This is a genomic window from Paenibacillus illinoisensis NBRC 15959 (genome assembly GCF_004000925.1).
GTDB classification, from domain to species: domain Bacteria; phylum Bacillota; class Bacilli; order Paenibacillales; family Paenibacillaceae; genus Paenibacillus; species Paenibacillus illinoisensis.
In genome coordinates, this window is sequence record NZ_BIME01000013.1 from 73,044 (window position 1) to 94,007 (window position 20,964).

General features: G+C 46.8%; 22 protein-coding genes. 6 read left to right on the forward strand and 16 right to left on the reverse strand.

The annotated features are described in order from the left end of the window. Positions 1–147: 147 nt before the first annotated feature. The 7 genes from PIL01S_RS24910 to PIL01S_RS24940 form a co-directional block, all read right to left on the reverse strand. Entirely contained in the window at positions 148–915 is a 768-nt protein-coding gene (locus PIL01S_RS24910; protein ID WP_127540070.1) for an SDR family NAD(P)-dependent oxidoreductase, read from the reverse strand. A 116-nt stretch (positions 916–1,031) separates the two neighbouring features. Then, entirely contained in the window at positions 1,032–1,337 is a 306-nt protein-coding gene (locus PIL01S_RS24915; protein WP_174818728.1) for a Dabb family protein, read from the reverse strand. 185 nt (positions 1,338–1,522) lie between these two features. Continuing rightward, positions 1,523–1,774 carry a type B 50S ribosomal protein L31 gene (locus tag PIL01S_RS24920; RefSeq protein ID WP_095357971.1) on the reverse strand — a complete coding sequence of 84 codons (252 nt, stop codon included), beginning with the start codon at positions 1,772–1,774 and terminating at the stop codon, positions 1,523–1,525. A gap of 142 nt (positions 1,775–1,916) precedes the next feature. Beyond that, entirely contained in the window at positions 1,917–2,183 is a 267-nt protein-coding gene (locus PIL01S_RS24925) for an HPr family phosphocarrier protein (protein ID WP_236146554.1), read from the reverse strand. Positions 2,184–2,349: 166 nt separating this feature from the next. After that, the gene (locus PIL01S_RS24930) at positions 2,350–3,417 is read right to left on the reverse strand and encodes an NAD(P)-dependent alcohol dehydrogenase (protein ID WP_127540072.1); all 1,068 of its coding nucleotides are present in this window, start codon (positions 3,415–3,417) and stop codon (positions 2,350–2,352) included. 77 nt (positions 3,418–3,494) lie between these two features. Continuing rightward, entirely contained in the window at positions 3,495–5,636 is a 2,142-nt protein-coding gene (locus PIL01S_RS24935) for an alpha-glucuronidase family glycosyl hydrolase (RefSeq protein ID WP_127540074.1), read from the reverse strand. Further along, positions 5,633–7,858, reverse strand: a complete 2,226-nt coding sequence (locus PIL01S_RS24940) for a glycoside hydrolase family 52 protein (RefSeq protein ID WP_127540076.1) — start codon at positions 7,856–7,858, stop codon at positions 5,633–5,635. Before PIL01S_RS24940 ends, PIL01S_RS24935 begins: the two co-directional genes overlap by 4 nt. A gap of 217 nt (positions 7,859–8,075) precedes the next feature. Here PIL01S_RS24940 and PIL01S_RS24945 point away from each other — a divergent pair, with 217 nt between their 5' ends. Then, positions 8,076–8,990 carry an AraC family transcriptional regulator gene (locus tag PIL01S_RS24945; protein WP_127540078.1) on the forward strand — a complete coding sequence of 305 codons (915 nt, stop codon included), beginning with the start codon at positions 8,076–8,078 and terminating at the stop codon, positions 8,988–8,990. Between the two features lie 74 nt (positions 8,991–9,064). On the opposite strand, the gene PIL01S_RS24950 is transcribed toward PIL01S_RS24945, so the two are convergent. Beyond that, positions 9,065–10,465, reverse strand: a complete 1,401-nt coding sequence (locus PIL01S_RS24950) for an aldehyde dehydrogenase (RefSeq protein WP_127540080.1) — start codon at positions 10,463–10,465, stop codon at positions 9,065–9,067. Between the two features lie 97 nt (positions 10,466–10,562). Further along, entirely contained in the window at positions 10,563–10,865 is a 303-nt protein-coding gene (locus PIL01S_RS24955; RefSeq protein ID WP_127540082.1) for an ArsR/SmtB family transcription factor, read from the reverse strand. A 243-nt stretch (positions 10,866–11,108) separates the two neighbouring features. Between PIL01S_RS24955 and PIL01S_RS24960 the strand changes: the two genes are divergently transcribed. From PIL01S_RS24960 to PIL01S_RS24980, 5 genes are all read left to right on the forward strand, one after another. Then, the gene (locus tag PIL01S_RS24960; protein ID WP_246058559.1) at positions 11,109–11,795 is read left to right on the forward strand and encodes a GntR family transcriptional regulator; all 687 of its coding nucleotides are present in this window, start codon (positions 11,109–11,111) and stop codon (positions 11,793–11,795) included. Between the two features lie 42 nt (positions 11,796–11,837). Then, complete coding sequence (gene uxuA / locus PIL01S_RS24965; RefSeq protein WP_127540086.1) at positions 11,838–12,905, forward strand: mannonate dehydratase; 1,068 nt, start codon at positions 11,838–11,840, stop codon at positions 12,903–12,905. Continuing rightward, the gene (locus PIL01S_RS24970) at positions 12,902–13,765 is read left to right on the forward strand and encodes an SDR family oxidoreductase (protein ID WP_127540088.1); all 864 of its coding nucleotides are present in this window, start codon (positions 12,902–12,904) and stop codon (positions 13,763–13,765) included. Before uxuA ends, PIL01S_RS24970 begins: the two co-directional genes overlap by 4 nt. Before the next feature lie 226 nt (positions 13,766–13,991). Continuing rightward, complete coding sequence (locus PIL01S_RS24975) at positions 13,992–14,720, forward strand: DUF421 domain-containing protein (RefSeq protein WP_127540090.1); 729 nt, start codon at positions 13,992–13,994, stop codon at positions 14,718–14,720. Positions 14,721–14,752: 32 nt separating this feature from the next. Continuing rightward, entirely contained in the window at positions 14,753–15,124 is a 372-nt protein-coding gene (locus tag PIL01S_RS24980; RefSeq protein WP_127540092.1) for a DUF4363 family protein, read from the forward strand. 73 nt (positions 15,125–15,197) lie between these two features. On the opposite strand, the gene PIL01S_RS24985 is transcribed toward PIL01S_RS24980, so the two are convergent. From PIL01S_RS24985 to PIL01S_RS25015, 7 genes are all read right to left on the reverse strand, one after another. Then, a complete protein-coding gene (locus PIL01S_RS24985; protein ID WP_127540094.1) occupies positions 15,198–15,905 on the reverse strand; it encodes a M50 family metallopeptidase in 708 nt (235 codons plus the stop codon). A gap of 46 nt (positions 15,906–15,951) precedes the next feature. Then, on the reverse strand, positions 15,952–16,428 hold the full coding sequence (locus tag PIL01S_RS24990; protein WP_127540096.1) for a hypothetical protein: 477 nt from the start codon (positions 16,426–16,428) through the stop codon (positions 15,952–15,954). Positions 16,429–16,593: 165 nt separating this feature from the next. Continuing rightward, entirely contained in the window at positions 16,594–17,736 is a 1,143-nt protein-coding gene (locus PIL01S_RS24995) for a metal ABC transporter solute-binding protein, Zn/Mn family (RefSeq protein WP_127540098.1), read from the reverse strand. Next, complete coding sequence (locus PIL01S_RS25000) at positions 17,723–18,616, reverse strand: metal ABC transporter permease (RefSeq protein WP_127540100.1); 894 nt, start codon at positions 18,614–18,616, stop codon at positions 17,723–17,725. Before PIL01S_RS25000 ends, PIL01S_RS24995 begins: the two co-directional genes overlap by 14 nt. Next, positions 18,562–19,269 carry a metal ABC transporter ATP-binding protein gene (locus PIL01S_RS25005; protein ID WP_127540102.1) on the reverse strand — a complete coding sequence of 236 codons (708 nt, stop codon included), beginning with the start codon at positions 19,267–19,269 and terminating at the stop codon, positions 18,562–18,564. The genes PIL01S_RS25000 and PIL01S_RS25005 overlap by 55 nt, the downstream gene beginning before the upstream one ends. 49 nt (positions 19,270–19,318) lie before the next feature. Beyond that, on the reverse strand, positions 19,319–19,468 hold the full coding sequence (gene rpmG / locus PIL01S_RS25010) for a 50S ribosomal protein L33 (protein WP_036613813.1): 150 nt from the start codon (positions 19,466–19,468) through the stop codon (positions 19,319–19,321). A gap of 70 nt (positions 19,469–19,538) precedes the next feature. Next, a complete protein-coding gene (locus PIL01S_RS25015) occupies positions 19,539–20,738 on the reverse strand; it encodes a GTP-binding protein (RefSeq protein ID WP_127540104.1) in 1,200 nt (399 codons plus the stop codon). Positions 20,739–20,964: the final 226 nt, after the last annotated feature.

Sequence of the window (20,964 nt, forward strand, 5' to 3'; positions counted from 1 at the left end):
TCATATGTATTTTTGGATATATAAAACAAAACACCCCTATGCCATTCCGTCTACACGGAGCTAGATAGGGGTGTTTCAATCATTCTTTTCAAACAAGATATAAATATATAAGTGTTTCAATTAACACATCTTTAACACATCTTCAAATTAAATAGCTGGCATCACGTTGCCGCCATTGACCGGGATATAGGCACCTGTAATAAAAGAGGACAGATCCGATGCCAAAAAGGCTACCGCATTGGCAATCTCCTGATCTTCACCCCTGCGTTTCAAAGGAACTGTACGCGTGTAACCCTCATCATGTCCAGGCTCGCTGTTACGATCACGATCGCTTATCGTCCAGCCTGGAGCGACTTGGTTGACGGTAATTTGATACTCTCCCACTTCCTTGGCAAGAACCCGATACAGTCCATCCATCCCACGTTTCCCAGCGGTATATGCCGATTGTGTCTCAAAGTTCTGCATGGCACATTCCGTGTTAATGCCGATAAAACGACCACCTCTAGCTTCCTTCATGTACGGAATGAATGCCTTGGCGAGATACACACTTTGCAGCACACAAGATTCGAACTGGCTGATGTAGTCTTCGGGAGATTGTTCGAGCACCGTGGTCCATTCATATTGAATAACTGCATTAGCCACCACAATGTCAACTCCAGCGACGCCAAGACCAGCCTGAATCTGATCCCGCATTTGCGTAGCCGTTTCCTGTTTCGTGATATCTCCCTGCACGATAACTGCCTGTCTACCACCAGCCTCAATCTCTTGCTTAAGTTCGAGAGCTTTCGTTTCATTGTTTATGTAATGCAGCGCAAGATTGGCACCACAACGAGCCAGCGTACGGGCGATGACTCTCCCGAGTTGTCCAGTGGAGCCAGTGACCAGCGCGGTCTTGCCTGTAAGATCCAATTGCATGGCGACAGCACCTCTCTGGTTCTATATCAATGAATGAAAACACTGCAAATGCAGCATGATGAACTAAAACGGTTTCGAAACGTGTCATTCCCTGACCTAGTAATTAAAGGCTTATATCATATTCCGTGATTAATCAGATCAATTTCCTGAAAACGACTAACTTCCTTCTCCCAACGTTCCTCCACGTATTTGCGGTGAACCGGGTGCTCATTGTAAGCATCATAAGCTGCTTGATCGGCGAAAACCATTGAGAAACTGTAGTCAAACTCATTTTTGGCGCTTACCTGACGCAGTACCTGAAAGTTCTCCACGCCCGGAATGACTGCAAGTGCATCCGCACTTTCCTTCAGAAAAGCTTCTGCCTCTGCTGTATCCTTGCCAGCGTAAAGTGTAAACGTAACCATATGTGTAATACTACTCATCTCTATTTCCTCCTCCAATATGATTTCACTCATGTCCTAGTTTACCTCTGAATGATATGTAAGCGCAATCCTTAATCAAATTTGTCAGCGTTTGGAGCCTTGGTAGAGCTGCAAATATGATGTTTAAGACATAGAAAAACCCCGGAAACGAATTCCCGAGGTTGATCTTGTCATCTATGGACAAACTAGTTTTTGAGGTTGTATTTACGGTTGAACTTGTCAACACGACCACCGATGTCCACGTTTCTTTGTTTACCAGTGAAGAAAGGGTGGGATGCGGAGCTAGTGTCCACACGGATTACAGGGTAAGTGTTACCATCTTCCCATTCCATTGTCTCGTTCGAGAATTTAGTCGAAGAGCTCAGGAATTTGTAATCAGCACTTGCATCGTAAAAAATAACCGTTTGTGTCTTTGGATGGATATCAGCTTTTGGCATAATCTATTTACACTCCTTTAAATGGGTACTTCCTTGAATAGAACTAAATTTTATTATACTCTTTTTTTGGACAAAGTACCAGCAGGATTTGAAGAAACGATAAATATTTACCTATTCGCCACAATCTGCACCTGATCTCGTTCTAAGTTATTCCCTTCTCCAGTACATCCAGCATGTACTCCAGAGCCTCCAATTCATCTCTTCCTCGCGTCTGCAATCTGACTATACTCCCATGACGAATCGGAAGAAGCGCCATACCAAGCAGGCTTTTGACATCTACACGATGCTCATGCTCAGACTCAACAAACGACAATGAAATATCCGAGGCAAAACGTGACGCTTGAGAAGATATAGACATCAGATCATCCCGGTGAAAATCAGAGTGAATCGTAAATTCATGTGTTCTCACAACCTTCAGTTCCTTTCGCTAAGTAGCTTACCAACCAGAGTGGTTTGTATCCATTTATATATTAAAATCTTCATGAATTATACCATGTTATGGGAGCTTGTATAATCATTTATTTAGTAAAAATGAAAAAAAGAAGTCCCTGAATCGGGACTTCCTGAGTAGAGAATTACATGCCGTTGGGATAGACCATCACTTTCAGACTGCCGCTCTTATTGTGAAGCGCCCGTTCCATCGCTTGTTGAGTTTCTTCCAATGAATAACGATCAGTGATCAAGGACAATACATCGTGCTGACCGGAGCTCAGGAACTCAATTCCCGCTGGATAGGTGTTGGCATAGCGGAATATTCCATATATATCAACCTCATTATCGGCGATAAAAGGAACATTCAGTGCAATCTCATCCTGTGCCGGCAGGCCCACAATGGCAAGTTTGCCTCCCCGCCGCAGTGAATACAATGCAGATTGGAGCGCTTTGGGATTCCCTGCAGTTTCCCAAGCCGTATCCACACCGATTCCATTCGTTAACTCTCGAATGACCGTCTGTGCATCCTCGTTTCTCACATTGATCGTATGCGTGGCTCCCATACGCCGAGCAGCTTCAAGTCGAACTTCCTCCAGGTCCGTAACGATAATTTTGTCGACTCCAAAAGATTTTGCAGCAGCGACAGCCATCAGTCCTACAGGTCCCATGCCCATGATCGCCAGCGTGGTTCCTGGAGCAAGTTTACTTCGACGCGCAGCGTGAATACCTACCGAAAAAGGCTCGTTCATGGCAGCTTCCTCAAAGGACAGATGATCCGGGATTGGAAAAACCATATCCTCACGAATGGTCATGTATTGTACAAATGCACCATCCACAGGCGGCGTAGCAAGGAATTGTACATCTGGACACAGATTATAGCGTCCTTCCTTACATGCCACGCAGCGTCCACAAGTAACGCCTGGTTCGATGGCAACCCGGTCACCCGCTTTCAAGCGCGATACGTTCGAGCCCACAGCAGCTACAATACCTGCACATTCATGCCCCAGAATAATGGGCTTTTCCACTACAAATCTGCCGATTCTTCCGTGTTCAAAATAATGCACATCCGACCCGCACACGCCCACTGCCATGACCTGAATCAGAACTTCGTCCTCGGCAGGCTTCGGTACAGCCTGTTCTTCGATGATGATACGTCCTGGTTCAGTCATTACAGCTGCTTTCATAGTCTGGGGTAATTGATGCTGTCCCATTGGGTTTTCGCCTCCTCTTGGTTGTCAATGCTGCTCTTTCATTCAATAAAACAAGGTGTGTGTAGCAGAGTTCTCTATTAATAAATAGTTCGTCCCTGCTCATCCTCAATACCACTCTTGCGATAGAAGTACGTATTAATCATGTCCCGCCATTCCTTGGCATGCTCGGCCTGATTGTCCTGACGCAAAGCTACGGTTTCGAAAATTTCCGGGTCCACTTTACCTTCGAGCTTTCTCCAGGTTTCCGCTAAAGCCTGCGCCTGTTCCGCACCCTTGAAGTGTGTATCATAAATGTGCTGAATGACGGCCTTGCCAGAATGCAGCACATGCGTATAAGGAACATGGTGGAAGAATAACAGCAGCTCATCCGGACAGGTCGTGACATTTTCATATCGTTCCGCATTTTCAGTATGATACTGCGATGTATAACCTGTACCGCTCTGTACGGTCCGATCTACTCCAATGCCCTTACAATCTGCGAAGTGATACGTTCCCCACTTGGAATATTCATAACCGTCCACATTGGGGCCATAATGATGATCCGGATTAACCATCCAGCCTACTCCGAGCGGTGCCGTATAATTTTCATAGATGTCCAGAGAGTCCAGAAGCATGCCAGAGATCAGACGAACAACCTCTTCGTCGTGCCCAAACGTGAGTCTAACCCATTCGTCAGCAATCTCTTCCGAAGACAGTTCGGGATTCCAGGCGAGTCTACCATAACCGTACAAATTGGCCTGAGCAAGTGGATGTCCTGTCCAGGATGCATCTGCACCAATATTCGAAACAGCGGCAAAACCGCTATGAGGTCTGTTGTACAGGGAACCATCCGCAATACGTTTAACTTCCGATCCTTGTCCCTTCGCATAGGTGTCGAAATCCAATACTTCTTTCCACTGTGGAATCAGATAACACAAATGCCGCTGCTGACCTGTATATTCCTGTGTGATCTGAAATTCGAGTACCTGATTGGTCTTATCCATCGCTCCGAACAGCGGAGATACAGCTTCCCTGACCTGAAAATCCATCGGACCATTTTTGATCTGCAAAATGACGTTATCTGCAAACCGGCCATCCAAAGGCTTAAAGTGGTCATAAGCAGCACGCGCACGGTCTGTGGAGCGATCACGCCAGTCCTGCTTGCAGTTGTAGACGAAACAGCGCCAAATAACCAATCCACCAAATGGACGAAGTGCTTCAGCTAGCATGTTCGCCCCGTCTGCGTGATCCCGATTGTACGTAAATGGACCTGGTCGATTTTCGGAATCCGCTTTGATCAGGTAACCACCAAAGTCAGGGATGGCCGCATACACTTTGGCAGTCTGAATCTTCCACCATTCTCGTACTTGCTCATCCAGGGGATCTGCGGTAAGCAATCCGCCGATCTCCATTGGGCTTGCGTAGTTGGCGCTTAAGTAAAGTCGGATGCCGTACACTCTGAATGCAGAGGCCACACGAGCTACATCACTCAGAAAGCGTTCTGTCAGAAACAATGTTTCGCGCTGATGCACGTTGACATTGTTGATGGAGATGGCATTGATGCCAGTCGAAGCGAGCAATCGTGCATAATCCCGAATGCGTACGATATCTTGCGTGAATTCTCCATTTTCATAAAAGATGGATTTACCGGCATATCCGCGTTCAATGCTTCCATCCACGTTATCCCATTGATTAATCATCCGCAGCGCATTCCGCGGCTGCTCAATCACATGACTCCATTTATTCGGGGATGTATCCGCCTCACTTGAACTCCCCTGTGCCAGTACCAGCTCTCTGAGCAAATGGAATGTACCATACAGTACACCTTGAGGTGTCTCAGCACCAATGAAGAGTCTGGCTAGTTCCTCGTCTTCACGGATGACGAAGCCTTCACCTTGAACAGCGGCACGTTCACTCTCGCTGAACGCCTCTGCAAGAAGTGAATTGCCTGCCCACGTACCAATCCAGATACCAGGATCATGGGAAGCCTGTTTATCCGTAAGGTCGGTACCGGATAAGACTGTTATTGGTTTATCACCGAACAATCTCTCCAATCCTAGTGTAAGCTCCTCCAGAGCTGTAGCAATGACCTCATGCTTCTCTATTGTATTTATACGTTTCACCCAAGCAGGAACAGTCTGACTTGTAGTACCCTTACGACTGTATTCACCAGAGAGATATCCAAGCCACGCATCATACTGCGGGCCAGCTAAGTTTTGTTGAACGATTGAACGATTCATCGTAACGCCTCCTTGCTAGCATAGATCTGTTCCAAACGAGTACCTTTGCCTTCCAGCAGCCAAAGGATGGATGTTACTCCGCGCGGGTAATATTTGCTGCCTACGGCAACGCCCGACAGGATCTGGTCACTCCAGCACCAGTAAGACTCTTCGGGATGCAGCAGCCAGTTCACATGCGCGGCATCGGATGCCTGCCCTGATTCATCCCATTCCATGCCCAGTATTTCTCTAGTGATAAACTGGGACAGATAGATTTTGCTTAACCACGAGTTATTACTTGTCGAGGACAGCTTCCATCCCCCATCTTCGAATAGACAAGTACCTGGTACTAGAACGGTCTTCAAATGGGTTCGGAGTGCCTGCAGGTAAGAACCAAACCGGCCGTGTTCATCCAGTGCACCTTCACAGCCTGTAAAGTAAGGGAATACCAACCCCTCTATAGCCGGGATGATACGGGAATCGTTATTCTCTGCAATAACAGCCGGGATGTAGCCTCCTTCCGTCAACTGGGCTGCAACACTCGCGGCACAGCGATCAGCCTGACGTCCGGCCTGAAGGGATAAATCCGAGAGTTTCTCTGCGGCAAACAGCTTTTCAAGGGCCACATATACAGCCCAGCATTTCCCTGCCAGATAAATATTGTTGCGGGATTGACCGAGTGACACATCAAGGCTGTCATAAGTCGTAATTTCTGCTCCGCCCTTCGTGCGGCTGCTATCCAGTCCCATGAGACCGTTACGCTGATCTTCATCCGGGTGATCCCGGTTCAGCATGCTTTCGAAGCAATCCTGAATTACAGGTAGCATCTGCTTCACAAATTCATGATCCTTGGTTTGTTCAATGTAGACGGTTGCACAGCACAGCCAGTTCACAAGCTCTTCATGACTCATCTGGGAAAAGCAATCATCTATTCCCACTAACTCATAGGCAGAATGTCCTGGACGGGAGAACACATTCGCCACACCAATATCATGGGTGAAGGTCAAGCCACCTGGGTACAATTGATCTTCCCCGGGGAAGTGAACCTGATCGGTATAGCTGTAACGTTTCACAAACCACTCGAGCTCGTTGCGTACGGTCCAAGGGTTCAGGGCAAGTTCAAAATATAACTGATCTGCTGTCAGATCAAGGGTGTTCATCATCCGATACTCGCCTTCATTGACGATCCAGAACGGTTCTCCATCTGCGTCCAGCAGCTGCGTGCTTGCATAATAACTATGAATGGAATGAGCGAGCATAAATGCCTGATCATCCGTCAGTGAGCTGGTACCCAGACGCTGTTCTGCTTCCACGCAAGATGATGTCAATGCGTCGAAACGGTCGAGGGCATACTGGCCAGCTTCCTGGATATCCGCGAAATATCGGGTATACCAGTACGTCGTATCCAAACCGGAAGTGACGATGCCACCGCGGTAAAAACAAACTGCGAAGTGATATGTACGTTTCTCTCCAGCAGGGACTTCCATTAGCAATGCGGCTGTGCGACCTAATCCAAAAGCCAGATTCTCCACATGTTTTTCCTGCAGGATCTTATCCAGCGTGAACCCAAGTGCAGGGTACAGTCCATCATCTGCAGACATAATCGCTGTAAGCCTTCCCTGTCCGACACCTGTGAGCTTTCCGCCCTCGGGTCCGCCGATCATGCGCATTGCCGAATACGGATCATTACCCTGGTATCCGAAATATGCTCTTCGTGACTGCTGTCCTTGCGTGTTATCAATCGTCATCTCCACGAGAACCGCTGGAACCAAGGCATCTTTTAATTGTTCAATATCACCATGCTTCGGTTCAGGTACAGGGCGAACTGGCGAATAGATCCGGAAAGTCAGATCTCCCGCTGTCCAGGTGTCTGTACCGGACTTGAATTCACGTGTAATTTCTTCATCACGAAATGCTGCAATGAACGGACGCTTCGATCGGGTTGAAGTATGTGACTGGGACTGCGCCTCTGGTTCGGCTCCCTCTTCTATTCCGCTTTCTGCATTGTCCAGTTTCTCTACATCGTAGCGAACACTCTCATCCTCGGTCGCTGCAAAAAAGGGCAGTGCCTCATAATGTTCGCCATCGCGAGATTGTAATCCTATATATATATTTTGGTCTGCAGGTTTTCCCAGCTCCAGGCCGAGTCCACCCTTGGCACCTTTGTATCCAAGTGTAAAACTTGCAAAAGCTCCGATCGGTGAGTGGTGGGCGTTATAAAAGATTGATTTGGATGTGCTCATGAACGATGACCCCTCTCAATATGGTTTGCATACGTTTTCATAGCCTCATCCTAACATGCTCATTCCGCCCTAGACCATGGACAAATCAATCGGATATTTACCCAAATCAAGCTGAGCGTTTATAATGGATTAAAGCGATTACAATTAAATTTGAACAAGCCAGCCATATAAGGCTGACTGCCCATATTAATAGTTTCTATTATAAAGGAGGTCTCCGATGTCTTCTACTTATTTGCCTCCCGCTCTGGGTGAAAGTGTACATGAGGTCTTCTACCCGGATGTACAGACCACCGTCAATCTCTTTGCCATTCATCTGCGGAGTGTTGGTGCGGACTGGCATTATCCGGCACATGAACACCCGCAGTATGAGCTGAACTATGTAACAGAAGGTGTACAGCTCATGTCGGTGAACGGACAAATGTACACACAAAAGGCTGGCGAACTGCTCCTCATTCCTCCAGGAAGCGTTCATTCCAGCCAGAGCCAGGACGGTCAGGGATTTACCTATTTCTGCATGCACTTTGATATCGATGATCAGTTGTTCCTATCCCTGCTTGCCCGAATCAAGCAGACCCTCTTCCATGCAGACAATCCGGTTACATTAAAAATTGAGCCGGTTCTGAGCAAATTAATGAATTCTGCAAATGAAGAATCGACACCGAATACAATGGTTCAGCGCATGCAGCTGCAATCCGCAGTATTCGAATTATTCGGGCACTTGTGGGAAGCCGTCTCTCAGGAGGCAGCGCATCTGTTCTCCGAAGGATATGAACGGATTGAGCTTGCTCATCAGATCCGGAATCGACTGCAAGGGCTGGTAAACCAGCAATTTAAGCAAGGCAATGAAACCGACAGCCACTATGGAATTGATGACATTGCTGCTGAACTGGGGATTAGCTCCTCTCATTGTAACCGTGTGTTCAAGCAGGTATTTGGTCAGTCTCCGCGCGTGGCGCTCTCCGAGATGGTTTTACATGAAGCGAAGGTTCTGCTTGGTAATCCGAAACTGTCCGTTCAAAGTATCGCTGCAATGCTCGGTTACAAGGATATCGCTCACTTTAGCCGTCAATTCAAGCGTTGGTCAGGCATGTCACCGTCTCGATTCCGACAGGAACAGCCTGCTCTACAGTGAGTCTGTCAGAATGTAGAGCAAAATAGATGAACATGAACTCCCTCTGCTGATGCAGCAGTACTTATTGCAACAAGCTATTTCAACAAACGCTTGATTGTCTTCAGCTTGCCATCGTACGGCGGGTACAAAATGGACAAATTCAGTTTGGTGCTCTTTTTGAGCACGCTTTTCATATGTGAGAAGGTTTCGAGGCTGTACCGCCCATGATAAGAGCCCATACCGGAATGTCCTACACCGCCAAATGGTAGCCGTGGATTCGCTACGTGAGTGATCGTATCATTAATACAGCCTCCTCCAAAAGAAACCTCGCTGAGCACTTTATCCTGAAGCTGTATGTCTGATGTGAACAAATAAAGTGCCAGCGGCTTCGGACGCTTCAAGATCGCCTCAATGGCTTCATCAATGCTGCGGTAACTGATTATAGGCAATATCGGTCCGAAGATCTCATCTTCCATGGTGGCTGCGTCCCAGGATTCAGCGTCAATCAGTGTCGGTGCAATGTAGCGATCCGCTTCATCAGAGTGACCGCCATAGATCACTTTGTCCTGGTCCCGTTCAATAAGCTTCGTTAATCTTCTGTAATGAGCCTGATTGACGATGCGCCCATAATCGGGATTATGCTGAATGTCTGTACCGAAGAAGGACTCCACAGCTGCTTTCATCTCCGAGATCAGCTGCTCCTTCACTCGTTCATGCACAAGCAAATAATCCGGAGCGATACAGGTCTGTCCCGTATTGAGCAGTTTACCCCATATAATGCGTTCAGCAGCAACTTTAATATCTGCTTTCTCGTCGACAATGACAGGACTTTTCCCACCAAGCTCCAGGGTAACAGGAACGAGGTTTTTGGCAGCGGCCTCCATGACGATTTTACCAACCGGCACACTGCCCGTAAAAAAAATGTAGTCAAACGGAGCATTAATCAGTGCTGTCGTTGTGTCCTTGGCTCCTTCTACGACTTGCACATAACCCGGCTCGAATACCGAGGCGATTATTTCACGAATAACGGCCGAAACGGCAGGTGTGTTTTCCGAGGCTTTGAGCACCGCGGTGTTCCCAGCGGCAATCGCACCAACCAGAGGTTCCATCAGGAGCTGAAACGGATAGTTGAAAGGTCCGATAATGAGCACGGATCCATATGGCTCAGGGATAATGTAACTTTTGGAGCCGATCAGAGCCATCTGCGTTTTTACTTTAACGGGTTTGACCCAATTTTTTATTTTTCGTATCGTGTGTTTGATGCTGTCCATCATAAAACCGATTTCGGTCGTGTAGGATTCAAACTCACTTTTACCCAAGTCCTGATGCAGCGCTTCGGTGAGTTTGGACTCATAGTTCTGAATAGCCTGCTTCAGCTGGGTTAAACGCTCAATTCTAGTCTCCGCTGAACGTGTGGCCCCGGAACGGAAAAACTGGTGCTGCTGCTCTAAAATCAGCTTAACCGCATGACGATCTAATTCCTGCAAGGTGCTCATATCGTATATCTCCTCTACTTATATTGATGAAACGTTTAAACAAACCAACGTATTGAACGGAAGACTTTGGGCTTCATCGTTGTGATTCATTAGTTGTCTACAGACACTCTTTCTCCAACGCAGCAACCAGTTCTTTCAACAGTTCAACGGATGGCTTCAGGGAAGCGGAATAATACCGCTGGGTACCCTTCTGTTCCACGGATATAAGCCCTTTCTCAAGCAGTAACTTGAGATGGTGAGAGATGGCTGGTCTCGACAGACTGGATTTCTCTGTAATCTCGTTTACGGTCATCTGACCTCGCTCGGTTAGGATTAACAAAATATTTTGACGGTGGTTATCGCTTAGCACCTGGAATAATGGAATGCAGGACTGGAAAATACTTATCGCTTGTTGACCCATATGTTCACCTCAATCTGCTCAATCATTGTATACATTCATATGCATTGGTTTAAGAGTTTAAACCTATCGACCTCTATTTTACATCTACTTCAGATAAAACTCAATTATTCATTCATTATTCCATTTGAAATGTAATAAAAGCGCTTCCATACTACCATACAAGTATGGTAGTATGTCATTGAAGGAGTTGAAGTTGTGGAATATATCCCAAAGTTTTCGTCCAAAGCCGGTTTGTCGTCTTCCATAAACGGTCTTTCGTCCAAGAATAAGCAAGCCTCCTCAACCCGGGATATCGTCTATGCTACATTGAAGCAATTGATTCTAAGTTTAAAATTGCCTCCCGGTACGGCTATCTCCGAGAAGGAAATATCGCTGGAGTTTCAGGTAAGCCGTACTCCTGTTCGAGAGAGTTTTGTAAGACTTGCACAGGAAGGTTTGCTTGAAGTGTATCCGCAGCGCGGTACATATGTTTCTCTTATACAGGTAGACCTCGTTGAAGAAGCACGCTTCATGCGTGAGCAGCTGGAACGGGCCGTGATCCGGCTTGCATGCGAGCATTTTCCGGATCAGGAGATGATTTTATTGGAGCAAAACCTTGCTCAGCAGCAAGCGTGTTTGCTGCAACCGGACGATGAACGAATGTTTCAACTGGATGAGGAATTCCATAGCACCCTTTTTGCAGGATGCAACAAAAGCAAAACATGGACCGTGATTCAGCAGATGAATGTACACCTCAATCGAAGCCGGATGCTTCGTTTGTCTTCGGATCATCAGTGGAATCATCTGATCGAGCAGCACCGGTCCATGGTGGAGGCCATTCAGCAGCATGATGCCCAGACGGCAGAACGAATTATGCAGGAACATCTTCACCTGACCGTCACAGATCTGGCCATCCTTCAGGATACATATCCTTCCTATTTTCAACAATGACATGACTGGCTTTTTCTAATTACACTTGATGAGGTGAACGTGATGAAAATGGTTTTTCGCTGGTTTGGCGAAGGCAATGATACGGTAACGCTGGATCATATTCGGCAGATTCCGGGAGTGGAGGGCATTGTGTGGGCACTGCATGATGTTCCGGCAGGCGAAGAATGGCCCATGGACAAAATTCTGGCTGTCAAAGCGGCAGCCGATCGTGCAGGATTGCATTTGGATGTAGTAGAAAGTGTCAATATTCATGAAGATATCAAGCTGGGCCTGCCTACTCGGGACAAATACATCGACAATTACAAAAAAACGATGGAAAAACTCGCTCAGGTCGGCGTAAAAGTAATCTGTTACAACTTTATGCCCATCTTCGACTGGCTGCGTACGGATCTTCATAAGGAAATGGAAGACGGATCTACTGCCCTCTTCTATGAAAGCAGCAAGCTCTCAGATATTGAACCACTGGAACTTGTGCGGCGCATAACGGAAAATTCCGCTTTAACGATGCCAGGCTGGGAACCGGAACGATTGCAGTACCTGACTGGTCTGTTCGAAGCTTATAAGGATGTGACCGAGGAAGATATGTGGGAGCATGCCCGATATTTTCTACAGGAGATCATTCCTACGGCTGAGCGGCTTGGCATTCGAATGGCGATCCACCCGGATGATCCGCCATGGCCTATTTTCGGTTTACCAAAGATCATTATCAGCCAGGATAACCTGCGTAGATATCTGAATCTTTATGATAGCCCTTACAACTCTGTAACCCTGTGCAGCGGATCTCTTGGAGCTAACCCGGATAACGATATTATTGGTATGATTCATGAATTCCGTGACCGGATTCCGTTTGCCCATATTCGTAATGTTAAAGTGTATGATAACGGTGACTTCATTGAGACTTCACATCGCAGCCAGGATGGGAACGTGGATATTGCAGGTGTAGTTGAAGCTTACCACGACATTGGATTTGAAGGTTATGCAAGACCCGATCACGGGCGTCACCTTTGGGGCGAACAATGCAGACCTGGTTATGGACTATACGATCGTGCTTTGGGTATCATGTATCTCTGGGGTGTCTGGGATTCGCTACAAAGGAGGACAAAAGCATGAGTGACTATGTATTTGAAACATCTTCACGTCTGGAAGGCAAAACAGCGGTAATTACAGGTGGTGCTGGCGTCCTCTGCCGATCCATGGCCGAAGAACTTGCTCGTCACGGGGCCCGTGTGGCCATTCTCAATCGTACGGTTTCCAAAGGAGAAGAAGTTGTTGCAGCAATTGAAGCAGCTGGCGGAACCGCCATTGCCGTTGCTTGTGACGTAACCCAAGTGGACAGTGTGAAGGCCGCGGCGGCAACGGTACAGGAAAAGCTGGGTCCATGCGATATCCTGATCAATGGCGCAGGCGGTAATCACGCCAGTGCCAATACCACGAATGAAATTTTCAGATTAGAAGATCTCGAGCAGCCTGATGTCACCACGTTCTTTGACGTCAGTGTGGATGGGTTTCGTCAGGTCATGGATCTGAATTTTGTGGGCTCCCTTATTCCTACCCAGATCTTTGCAAGACAAATGATTGATCGTGATGTGCCTGCAACAGTCATTAATATCTCGTCGATGAGTGCACCTTCGCCGATGACCAAAGTGCCTGCGTACAGTGCAGCCAAGGCTGCAATTAACAATTTCACGCAATGGCTGGCAGTCCATCTTGCCGAATCGGGAATCCGGGTTAATGCCATTGCACCAGGATTTTTCCTTACGGAACAAAACCGGAATTTGCTGCTTCATCCAGATGGCTCTCCTACTGAACGTTCCAGCAAAATCATTGCACATACGCCAATGCGCCGGTTTGGGAAGCCTGAAGACCTGCTGGGCACGCTCATGTGGCTTGCGGATGAGAAGCAGTCTGCATTCGTCACCGGCACAGTTATCCCCGTTGACGGAGGATTTATGGCTTATGCTGGCGTCTAATGGCCTGATTGATCCTTCTATATAGGCTACCTTAATAATAAAGCGCTAAAATTAATTATTAACATGTAATAACGACCCGTAATCAGGAGTGTGTATCCTGGTTTCGGGTTTTTTCATTTTCCGAATAAGATCATCCAGCCGAGGAAAAGCTTGTACTAGTCAACAATAACCATTGGCAGCTTGAAATGATGTTGAAGTACGCCAAGTGTAGGAAGGTGATACATACATGATGGAAGAAACATGGGTTGTGGCTGTACGCTCCATAATTGCTTTTTTGACCCTGATCATCTATACAAGAGTGCTCGGCAAACAACAAATGGGTAACCTTACGTATTTCGATTATATTAACGGTATTACCATTGGTTCCATTGCGGGAACCTTCGCTACTGATTTGTCTTCCAAGGCTTGGATTCATTTCGTCGCGCTAACCATTTTTACAATCATTACGATTATCTTTCAGTACATAACACTTAAAAATCGAACGATCTCCAAGCTGATGGATTCTGATCCTACCGTTGTCATACAGAACGGTAAAATCCTTGAACAGAACCTGCATAAAATGCGAGTGAAATTCGATGAATTGACCATGATGCTGCGTCAAAAAGACGTATTTGACATCACGACACTGGATTATGCAATTCTTGAACCGGACGGCAGTCTCTCCGTCGTTTTGAAACCCGAGAATCAGCCAGTTACAGCCAAGGACATGCATATGCATCCTCCAAAAAGCAAACTGATGACCGAGCTCATTATTGATGGTGTCTTGATCAAGCAAAACCTGAAAGAGAGAAACAAGGACATGAATTGGCTAACTGAACAGTTAAAAAAGAAAAACATTACGATCCAGGACATTGCTTTTGCGGCAATCTTGCCTAACGATAAATTGTATGTCGATCTTTTTGAAGACCAATTCTCAGAAAAAACGGATATGGGTGATTATAAGGGACCCTTCTAATTTTCTTTTACTATCTGCATGGAGGCGGTTGAATGAAAACACGTTTCTGGTTGCTGTATGTACTACCCATATTATTGCTTGTTCTGTTTGTAGCCATCATGGCCACAGGGTCATTTCTCAAAAAACCATTTGGTACACAGGATCGCTTGCTTGAATCCGTACAAACCTTGGAAAAGCAAGTGGAGAAAAAACAGTGGACTGAGGCCAAGTCTCAAATTGAATATGCATTGCAAGCCTGGGACCGTATCGTCAATCGTATTCAGTTTAGTGTGGAACGTGAGACCATTTACGACATTCTGGGTACCCTTGCACGAATTAGGGGAGGCGTTGCCGCTGAAGATGATCAGGCGATTATGGAGGAGATTTATTATTTCTACGTCCTATGGGAGAATCTCGGAGATTAGTGGTATACAAAATAACAAATGATGCAGAAAGGCACCTCCTTTATCGCAAAAGGAAGTGCCTTTTTGAACGCATTTAGGCGTTTCGCGAACGTACACCACGTGAACGTTGACTGCGAGATGTACCTTCTTTGCGGAAAAACAGACTCAGCGCCCCCTTTGCACACCACAGCGCAAACAAGGCAAAGAGTGTACCCCAGAACAGGGCTGGCAGGAACGTCTGTTGAGCCAGATTTGCTGCATCCCCTGCCCGTGAAGGCTGTGTCCAGGACATGAAACCGACATACATGGCACTAACCACAGACTCTTCCAGGGTCAAGAAAGCAAGTAACAGATAGTAGTACTTCACGATTTTGGCGCCAAAGATCATAATCACGACATTCAGAGCAATGAAGCCTGTAAGCCATAACATGCCGAATTCTCCTCGTACATATAACAAAAGAGAAACCAGTGCTACAGCGGTCATGATACCCAGCCCCCACATATGCAGCCCTTTGCGGTATAGATAAAATAACAACCATGCAAAAAGGGAGGCCGTGATATATCCTGCCAATGACACCAGAATTGATCTGCCTGGTGTTAACATAGATGAGTATGTGACACCGCTGTGATCAGCGTATAATTCGATTCGTAATACTTTTCCGGATAACAGCAGGGTCATTAAAGCATGGCCGAATTCATGAATCATTGTGTCCAGATTCCGGAACAACGAAGAAAACGGAATAAAACGTGTTAGAAAAACTGAAGCCACCAAAAACAATATGGTTTTGAGCCATTTATTCAATTCCGTGTTCCCTCCCCATCACCGACTAAACATGCCCATCGTTATACTACGTATCAACCCTCTTCTCGTTTCTCATGGAAAAGTGGGCTGCACAATATTCCATCCACCAGCAGAAGCTGCGATTATGCCCAATGAAGAAAGAAGACAAATCATAACGTCCCTTCTCAACCTCGAGCGTAACGAGCAGCCGATTTCGCATATGCTTCAGTGCATATTGGACGAATTGATCAGCGGCTTCACTTTGCACTAGTGTAACATAAGCATATAACGAATGGTCTACCGGTTCATCTAGCGGACTCACTCCGGCACATGAAAACTCGGTCGCAACGCCAGCTTGCTGAAGCAAGGATAAGGCTTCGTGCAGCTCCGCATCTATTTCTACACCGTTCCACAATACCGTTTTCTTCGCAGACACGGTATATTTATCGCGTTCCGTCCAGTGCAGCAGCTCCTGCTTGCGTCTTCTCCATAGATGAGGCGGCTGCTGACTTAGCAATACTTCCTGTTCTTCACTTGGACCCATAAGCTTCTCCTCCTACCCCATTGGTCCTCCGATAGCATCTTACACAACGAAAAGAGCACATCGCTGTGCTCTCTGCGTGGCAAAAGGCAAAGGAATGGCACGGCCATTCCTCAGCATGTTGTACCATTGTACCTTTTTCGATGACTGGTATCAAATGGGTTTTCATTATTCATTCAGAGCCAGTTTGAGGGCCTCCAGGTTCTGCTCCATTACACCAATGTAGTCCAGACCCGCAGCAATCTCCTCTTCAGTTAATCCTTCAATCGGATTCAATACTGCTGTTTTGGCACCCACTTCACTGGCGATGGTCTCGGATACTTTGGAAGATACCAGTGTTTCGAAGAAAATCGTTTTGACCTGATGTTCCTTGGCAAAATCGATTACAGATGCCATCTGTGCTGCAGATGGCTCTTGCTCGGGAGACAACCCGGCGATAGGTACTTGCTGCAGTCCATACTGCTGTGCAAGATAGCCGAACGCTGCATGCTGTGTAATGAAATCTTTCCGTTTGCTGTCGGTTACAGCCGCTTTAAATTCTTGATCAAGTGTCTCCAGCTTAGCGATGTACGCATCCGCATTTTTCTTGAATTGTTCGGCATGTTTCGGTGCAGCTTGTGCCAGTCCGGCTTCGATGTTCCGCACTTCCTGAACAGCCAGCACAGGTGATAACCAAACGTGCGGATCAAGTCCGCCATGATCATGTGAATGCCCTTCTTCTTTGCCGGCATCATGTTCATGGTCATGCTCTTCCGTCGTCGCTTCATCTGCATGGTCATGGTCATGCTCTTCTGCAGCAGCTTCTTCCCCATGCTTGTGATCATGCTCTTCTGTCGTTGCTTCATCTGCATGATCATGGTCGTGTTCATCTGCACTAGAGTCCCCATGATGATGACCGTCTTCTACGCCTTCAAGCAGATCAATGCCTTGGCTTGCTTCAACTTGTACCAGCTTGTCATTACTCAAACTATCCTTAACTTGATCAATCCATGATTCCATGCCAGCACCATTATAGACAAGTACATCTGCTGTCTCGATGCTTGCTATATCCTGAGGTGTTGGCTCCCAGTCATGAGGCTCCATACCAGCAGGAACGAGTGTATGTACATCAGCCAGATCTCCTGCTACATTTTTGGTGAACTCATACATCGGATAAAAGCTAACCTGTACGTTCAATTTTTTCTCAGTTGCCGCAGGAGTACTTGTTGAAGCTGCATCCGAATCGGATGCGGGTTTGGTTTGTCCGCAACCTGCTACAATAAGTGTGAGACTGAAAAGCAGCCCCATTGCTGATTTTTTACTGAATTTCATGTGGTGTATTCTCCCTTGATTGTATTAATATCCTTGCGCGCTGCTGTTTTACTTCCTTGCGGTGCTGTTTACGATTGTATAGTTGAATCAGCTTTTGCGCTGATATTCCAGTCAATAGAAAGGCCAGCAAAATGAGTGCGATCGTCCCGCCTGGCGGTGTATTCAAATGGTAAGATGTGGTTAATCCGCCAAAAATGCCGATTAACCCGGTAATGACGGCAATGACCAATGCAGCAGCGAAGCTGCGAGAGATTCGAAGTGCCAGCGCAGCTGGCAGCACAATCAATGCGGATACAAGCAGTACTCCAACGATCGGCATGGCCGAAGCAACCGTCAGACCTATCATTACGGCGAAGGCAAACGATAAACCTCTGACCTGAACGCCCCCAATAGAGGCTGTCTCTTCGTCAAATGTCAAATTATATAACGGTCTCCGTAGTACAATGAAAAAAACCAACCCAATGACGCATACAGCTGCCATCATCCATAACTGAACATTGCTGACTGCAACGATGGAACCGAACAGATAGGAACTGAAGGTCTTGGACAAATTTGTTTTCAGACTCATAAGCACCACAGCCAGTGCCAGGCCTGAGGTCATGATAATCGCCACTGGCACTTCACTATATGTACGATAGCTTCTCCGCAGTTGTTCGACCAGTAACGCACCAATGACAGCAATTGCAAACCCGCAGATTACCGGGTTGAGATTCATGACTGAACCAAGGGCCACTCCCGCCAGAGAAACATGGGACAGCGTATCGGCCATCAGCACCTGCCTCCGAAGCATCAGGTAGACCCCAAGAATCGGAGCAATAATGCCAATCAGTCCGCCTGCCCAAAAGGCTCGCTGCATGAATTCGTACTCAAACACTGCCATTCCTCACTTTCTTGACGCTCCAGGGTGATCGTCCGGTCCAATCGGTTGGCCATCTCTTCGAGGCCATGAGTCACCATAATAATGGTCAATCCATGGACATCTGCATAGTGTCGCATCAGATCATAGAAACCTTCCCGGCTGCGGCGGTCCATGCCCGTTGTCGGCTCATCCAGAACTAGAACTTGGGGCTGTCCTGCCAGAGCTCTGGCGATGCAGATGCGCTGCTTCTGTCCACCCGACAGTTCGCCTACCCGTGTATTGCGATATTCCCACATGCCGACTTCTCGAAGACTGCGTTCGACTATGGCTTCCTGTTCGGGTGAGAATTTTCGGAATAGACCAAGCTTGCGATAACATCCCGATCGTACCAGTTCAATGACTGTACTGGGAAACCCACTGTTGAATGATGCCACCTGCTGGGGCACATATCCGATCTCCAGTTTGTTGCCATTGTTGTTCTGAATATTCATATGTACCGTGCCGCTCCAGGGCTGTAACAGCCCCAGCAGCAATTTCAGCATGGTTGTCTTCGCCGAACCATTAGGTCCGGTAATGCCTACAAACTCGCCCACATGAATATCCAGCGATAATTGATCAATGACGGGCTCTTTGCCATATCCAAAAACCACGTCGCGCATGGAAGATAGAATCATGGTAGTTCCTCTTTTCGTAAATATTACGATTTAAAAACGACAAAAAAAATTATCTCGTTTCCCGGTGAATCGTCATTTTCTTCAATCGTGGTGAATATTTTTTCATTTCAAGACGCTCCGGGTGGTTACGTTTGTTCTTCGTCGTGGTATAGTTGCGATCCCCGCACTCTGTACAAGCTAAAGTTACAATGACTCTCATGGTTGTGACCTCCTTTTGTTTAATCGTAAATATTACTGTTTAATGATACTATCCTATCCTTTTTCTATTGTCAACCCCATGATGGAAAGGGATCTTTCAGTTCACGCCAGTTAAGCTGCATCTCTTCTTCGGTAAGCAAAGTATTGTCCAATGTTCGCTCAATCTCTGCCCTGTCCATATCAATTCCGATAAATACCAATTTCGTTACCCGGTCTCCCCATGTATCATCCCAATCCGGAATGGCTGGCAACGTATCTCCAAAATGCATCTGCCGTTCCTCTTCGCTCATCGCACCCACCCATAAGCCAGCTGGTCCAAGTTGCTTGGAGGTGCCTGCGTGACTGAAGGAAATAGCCATATGGTTCCGTGTAGCCAGCCACATCAACCCCTTGGATCTGACAATACTCTCCGGCCACTTGGCAATCCAGCGCAGCAATCGTTCCGGATGAAACGGACGTTTCCGATGGTATACAAACGAGTGAATGCCATACTCTTCCGTTTCCGGGGTGTGTTCTTCCTTCATTAATTCGCGGATCCAGCCTGCAGACTGACTGGCTTTCTCAAAATCAAACCGTCCCGTGTTCAATATCTCCTTCGGATCAATCTGTCCGTGTGTCGTTCGAATCAGCTTGGCTTCGGGTTGCATCGCATGCAGAGCCTTTTCCAGCTTGAGCAATTCCTCCTCAGAGACGAGATCACACTTGTTAAGAATCAGCACATCACAGAATTCAACCTGATCGGTCAATAGATGCACGATTCCCCGGACATCGCCCTCTCCTGCTTCCTGACCCCGATCCATTAATGTTTCTTTTGAATAAAAGTCCCGCCAGAACTGCGCCGCATCCACAACGGTTACCATGGTGTCGAGCCTAGTGAATTTCGTTAAATCAATTCCAAGTTCTTCATCGATATAGGTAAACGTCTGTGCAACGGGAACAGGCTCTCCAATACCCGTCGATTCAATCAGGATATAGTCAAAAGAACCATCCAGAGCGAGACGTTCCACTTCTTTCAGGAGATCTTCCCGAAGCGTGCAGCAGATACAGCCGTTGGACATCTCCACGAGCTTCTCGTCAATACGTGATAACCCTCCTCCATCTCGAATTAACCCGGCATCGATGTTTACTTCACTCAGGTCGTTTACGATGACGGCGACTCTCATACCTTCCCGATTATGTAGCACGTGATTCAATAGGGTTGTTTTGCCTGCGCCCAGATATCCGCTTAATACGGTTACGGGTACCCGATGATTCTCTTGTTTTTCAGACATGTCTATTCCTCCACTCCAAGGTTCTTTGATAAAAAGGAAGAACCAATATGTTTTTTGGTTGATTGTTAATCGTAAATATTACGATTAACAATCAACACTATACTTGACTTAACTTTCGCTTGTCAACTTCTCGATTCAATACCAATGAATAAATCGTAAAATTTATGATTAAAAGACCAAACTGCGTATGTTGCTTAAGGTACAAGCATATAGATTACTAAAAGTC

Coding starts and splice junctions, on each gene's coding strand:
- PIL01S_RS24995 (WP_127540098.1), bottom strand. CDS start 17,736: ATGAAATTCAGTAAAAAATCAGCAATGGGGCTGCTTTTCAGTCTCACA.
- PIL01S_RS24930 (WP_127540072.1), bottom strand. CDS start 3,417: ATGGGACAGCATCAATTACCCCAGACTATGAAAGCAGCTGTAATGACT.
- PIL01S_RS25000 (WP_127540100.1), bottom strand. CDS start 18,616: ATGGCAGTGTTTGAGTACGAATTCATGCAGCGAGCCTTTTGGGCAGGC.
- PIL01S_RS24945 (WP_127540078.1), top strand. CDS start 8,076: ATGTCTTCTACTTATTTGCCTCCCGCTCTGGGTGAAAGTGTACATGAG.
- PIL01S_RS25005 (WP_127540102.1), bottom strand. CDS start 19,269: ATGATTCTATCTTCCATGCGCGACGTGGTTTTTGGATATGGCAAAGAG.
- uxuA (WP_127540086.1), top strand. CDS start 11,838: ATGAAAATGGTTTTTCGCTGGTTTGGCGAAGGCAATGATACGGTAACG.
- PIL01S_RS24915 (WP_174818728.1), bottom strand. CDS start 1,337: ATGAGTAGTATTACACATATGGTTACGTTTACACTTTACGCTGGCAAG.
- PIL01S_RS24940 (WP_127540076.1), bottom strand. CDS start 7,858: ATGAGCACATCCAAATCAATCTTTTATAACGCCCACCACTCACCGATC.
- PIL01S_RS24950 (WP_127540080.1), bottom strand. CDS start 10,465: ATGAGCACCTTGCAGGAATTAGATCGTCATGCGGTTAAGCTGATTTTA.
- PIL01S_RS24910 (WP_127540070.1), bottom strand. CDS start 915: ATGCAATTGGATCTTACAGGCAAGACCGCGCTGGTCACTGGCTCCACT.
- PIL01S_RS24970 (WP_127540088.1), top strand. CDS start 12,902: ATGAGTGACTATGTATTTGAAACATCTTCACGTCTGGAAGGCAAAACA.
- PIL01S_RS24955 (WP_127540082.1), bottom strand. CDS start 10,865: ATGGGTCAACAAGCGATAAGTATTTTCCAGTCCTGCATTCCATTATTC.
- PIL01S_RS25015 (WP_127540104.1), bottom strand. CDS start 20,738: ATGTCTGAAAAACAAGAGAATCATCGGGTACCCGTAACCGTATTAAGC.
- PIL01S_RS24920 (WP_095357971.1), bottom strand. CDS start 1,774: ATGCCAAAAGCTGATATCCATCCAAAGACACAAACGGTTATTTTTTAC.
- PIL01S_RS24935 (WP_127540074.1), bottom strand. CDS start 5,636: ATGAATCGTTCAATCGTTCAACAAAACTTAGCTGGCCCGCAGTATGAT.
- PIL01S_RS24980 (WP_127540092.1), top strand. CDS start 14,753: ATGAAAACACGTTTCTGGTTGCTGTATGTACTACCCATATTATTGCTT.
- PIL01S_RS24990 (WP_127540096.1), bottom strand. CDS start 16,428: ATGGGTCCAAGTGAAGAACAGGAAGTATTGCTAAGTCAGCAGCCGCCT.
- PIL01S_RS24975 (WP_127540090.1), top strand. CDS start 13,992: ATGATGGAAGAAACATGGGTTGTGGCTGTACGCTCCATAATTGCTTTT.
- rpmG (WP_036613813.1), bottom strand. CDS start 19,468: ATGAGAGTCATTGTAACTTTAGCTTGTACAGAGTGCGGGGATCGCAAC.